Genomic DNA, 3,687 nt, shown 5'->3' with positions numbered 1-3,687 from the left:
GCCGGTGTTAGCCGGACCGTTTCCGTGCTTTTCGTTCGCGTGCAGGTGGATGGACTGACCCTGGACCCATGGGAAATTCTGCTCTCCTTTGGCGTCACCCTGGCCGTGTCCATGCTGGCGGCCCTGCAGCCGGCTCGCGAGGCCATGCGAGTACCTCCGCGCGAAGCGCTGGATATCGCCCCCACGGCCAATATCCAGCCGCGGCTGATCCGTCGTATGGCCCTGGGGGGCGTCGGCCTGTTGTTGCTGGTCTATCCCATCGCCCGGCTGCCCAGCCCGCCGTCGGTCTCCCTGCCCGGGTACCTGGCGGCGTTGCTGTTGTTTGTGGGCTTCGCGCTATTGGCCCCCCTGATGTTGCAGCAATTCGGCCGGCTGCTGGCCCCGCGGTTGCTGTACCTGGGAGGCCAGCCGGCGTTTTTGGCCGCCAGTTATCTCAAACAAAGCGGTGTCCAGACGGCCATTTCCGTGGGCGCACTGATTACGGCGGTGGCCCTGTTTACCGCCCTGGTGGTCATGATTCACAGTTTCCGCAGCACCGTGGCCCTGTGGGTGGAGCAAAGCATCGCCGGCGACATCTACGTGCGCCCAAAATTGGCCGAACTGAACCGTTTCCGGGATCCTCTGCCGCTCCGTGTCGTGGCAGCGCTGCAGACCCTGCCGGTTTCCGTTGAACTGGTGCCCATGCACCGCCTGGAATTACAGGTCAACGGCCACCAACATCTTTTCGAGGCCATGGATTACGACGCCTATGCACGACGCAGCCGATTTATATGGATGGGCGGCGACATCCGGCAAGTCGAAGCCGATCTGATCGCCGGCAAGGGCGTCGCGGTATCCGAGGTTTTCGCCAACAGCACCGGTCTGGAAACCGGCGACCGCTATCGGGTGCAGATTGGCAGGCATCTGCTCGACGAGCCGATTCTGGGGGTCTTTCGCGATTATCGCACCCGGGGCGGCGCGGTGTACTATTCGCTGGCCCACTACCAACGGCGCTTCGACGATCCGACCTGGAGCGGCGTGCAGGTCAATTTAACCGAGCGAGGCCCCGGTCTGGCAGGCGCCGTCGACCAGGTGCGCACCTCGCTTCTGAACTGCTGCGGGGAGACGATCGAGATGATGGAAGGCCCGAGCCTGCGCCAGGCCGTCCTGCGCATATTCGACGAAACCTTTGCCATCACCACCGTCCTGCTGCTGATTGCCCTGGTTGTGGCCGCCCTGGGGATTGCCACCACCCTGGCCGTGCTGGTGCTCCAGCGCCGCCGGCAGCTCAACACCATCCGCGCCGTGGGCGGCAGTGCCGCCCAGCTGCGGCGCATGATTTTCTGGGAAGCGGGCCTGATCGTGATGGTCGGCCAGGCGGCCGGGTTGGCCTGCGGGTTCATTCTGTCGACCTTGCTGATCTTCGTGGTCAACCGGCAGTCATTCGGTTGGACCTTCGTCTACCAGGTCGACTGGCCGTCTCTAATGATGGCCGTGCCGTTGATTTTCGCTGCGGCCTTGCTGGCCGCCCTGCCGGCGGTCAATCTGGCCCTGAGCACGTCACCGGCCATGCTGCTTCGCGGAGGAACACGTTAATCAATATTGGGTTGGAGAGGAAGTAACAAAATGAGACCATGCAGGCATTTCAGCCTTCTTATCCGGACCGCGTTTCTGATTGCGCTTACCGCCTTTACGGCGATCGCGGCGGACGACGGATTTCTTCAGGTCACTGGCCCCTGCAGGCTTTCCTTCCCTGCCGATCATGGCCCTCACACGGATTACCGCACCGAATGGTGGTATTACACGGGTAATGTGACCGACGGCGACAACCGCCGCTTTGGCTTTCAGCTGACCTTTTTCCGCAGCGGGCTGCAACCGCCCGACAAACGCAGACAGTGGCCGGATCCGGCCTCGACCTGGCGCACCGACCAGATATACCTGGCCCATGCCGCGATCAGCGACATCGGCGGCGGCCGCCATCTGCAGGCCGAACGGATGGCCCGCCCGGTTCTCTCCCTGGCTGGGGCGGACCAGGTGGGCGGCATGGTAACCATCCATGTCCTTGACTGGCAGGCCGCCATTTCGCCCGAGGCGCATCGCCTGCAGGCCAGCACCGATGCGTTTTCCCTGACCCTCGACCTGGCACCGGACAAGCCTGCGGTCATGCACGGCGACATCGGATACAGCCGCAAGGGACAGTCGCCCGAGCGGGCCAGCTGCTACTACTCCTTTACCCGCCTGCAGGCCTCGGGCACCCTGAGCGTGGACGGCACCAGCCATGAGGTACGGGGATCGGCCTGGATGGACCACGAGTTCAGCACGGCACCTCTGCAGCCGGGCATCACCGGCTGGGACTGGTTCAGCCTGCAGCTTTCCGACCGGACCGAGATCATGATCTTTTTGCTGCGTCATGGGGACGGAACCCTGAATCCGGCTTCCGGCGGAACGATCGTTACTCCTTCAGGACGCACACGGACCCTGCTGCGTGATGATGTGCGCATCGAACCGTCGTCGCATTGGACCAGTCCCCACAGCGGCGCACGCTACCCGGTCGAGTGGCAGGTGGCCGTGGTTCCGCTGGGCTTGGAACTGATCGTAAGGGCCAACCTGGACGACCAGGAGATGCGCACCCCGAACAGCACCAATGTGGTATACTGGGAAGGCAGTGTCCAGGCCAAGGGAACCCGCAATGAAACGGCGATCGATGGCGTCGGTTACGTGGAGCTGACCGGTTATGCCCAGCCATTTGATGCGCCCATGTAGTCGGGCGCTGCTTCTATGTCGGTCCTACGATCATGACGGCTGGCTGCAATCCGGAATGATGGATCCTCCTCATAATGATATACGTGGACAGCAAACTTTTCCCGACATTTTTACCACCAACACCCATTTCGTAACCGTCAATTTGACAAGTTTGCCTGCATGAATAGCTTCTATACACATCCAAACCAATTAAACAGGAGGTCCACCATGGTCGACAAAGCGGCACTGTGTGAAAAAATAAAATCCATATACCCGGATATCGGTGAATGCGGTATCGACATCGAAGTGGACTACGACGATGAAAAGCAGTCGACGGTTGTGTACCTGCGCAAGGGCAACAAAAAGGTCAAGCACTACCTGCCGGAAGAAGATGCAGATGCATGTATGATAGGAAAACAGTGCGTCTCTCTTGGTCTTGAAATCGCCCAGCTCAGAGACGAACGTTACTATTGATCGGTGCCATCAAGCAACCCCCACAGTCACTACAAAGTCCCACGCCTGCCGGATAAGTTAGCTGCGATCGTTTGCTGTCATGAATACTGCTTGGCAAGGCGCAAACATTTTTGATCTTTAGATTCCTGACATGGATTTAACGCAAAAAACCGGGATAGGTGTAACCACAGCTTGATGGCGCGGTGGGTTTAATGGGTCGACAACGTTCCCCTTTTTCTTTATGCTGGGCCGATAATGGAAACCGGTGCCCATCGTTTTTTCATCGTATCCTGATTGTGCGGGCGTGATGCTTTCCGGAAGGGTGGGGCAATCCACACCCTTCGGTTCAATCTACAAAAATATAGATTGGCCTTGTCTGGACCTCGCGCCGCTTAGCCCGACATCAAATGCCTGATCATACCACTGACAACCCTGTCGACAATCAACTGGCGCTCCTTGCCGGTGACGTGTTTGATTCGTTGGCCGTGCAGTTTCCGATCTGCATGGCCAGCG

At 59.7% G+C, this 3,687-nt stretch carries 3 protein-coding genes; all 3 read left to right on the top strand.

The genetic code is table 11. The features are described from left to right. Positions 1 to 1,575: ABC transporter permease (locus QNK41_RS12190; protein WP_319257236.1), on the top strand; the 1,575-nt coding region annotated here is incomplete at its 5' end. A 30-nt stretch (positions 1,576 to 1,605) separates the two neighbouring features. Then, entirely contained in the window at positions 1,606 to 2,742 is a 1,137-nt protein-coding gene (locus tag QNK41_RS12185) for a lipocalin-like domain-containing protein (protein WP_319257234.1), read from the top strand. 207 nt (positions 2,743 to 2,949) lie between these two features. Then, entirely contained in the window at positions 2,950 to 3,195 is a 246-nt protein-coding gene (locus QNK41_RS12180) for a hypothetical protein (protein ID WP_319257232.1), read from the top strand. The last annotated feature ends 492 nt before the right edge of the window (positions 3,196 to 3,687 follow it).

This window comes from Desulfosarcina sp. (assembly GCF_033791525.1).
GTDB lineage: Bacteria > Desulfobacterota > Desulfobacteria > Desulfobacterales > Desulfosarcinaceae > Desulfosarcina.
This window is presented reverse-complemented; position numbering and strand designations above follow the sequence as displayed.

Bases quoted from the DNA above. Each gene is read 5' to 3' on its own strand.
- QNK41_RS12185 (WP_319257234.1), top strand. From the start codon at position 1,606: ATGAGACCATGCAGGCATTTCAGCCTTCTTATCCGGACCGCGTTTCTG.
- QNK41_RS12180 (WP_319257232.1), top strand. From the start codon at position 2,950: ATGGTCGACAAAGCGGCACTGTGTGAAAAAATAAAATCCATATACCCG.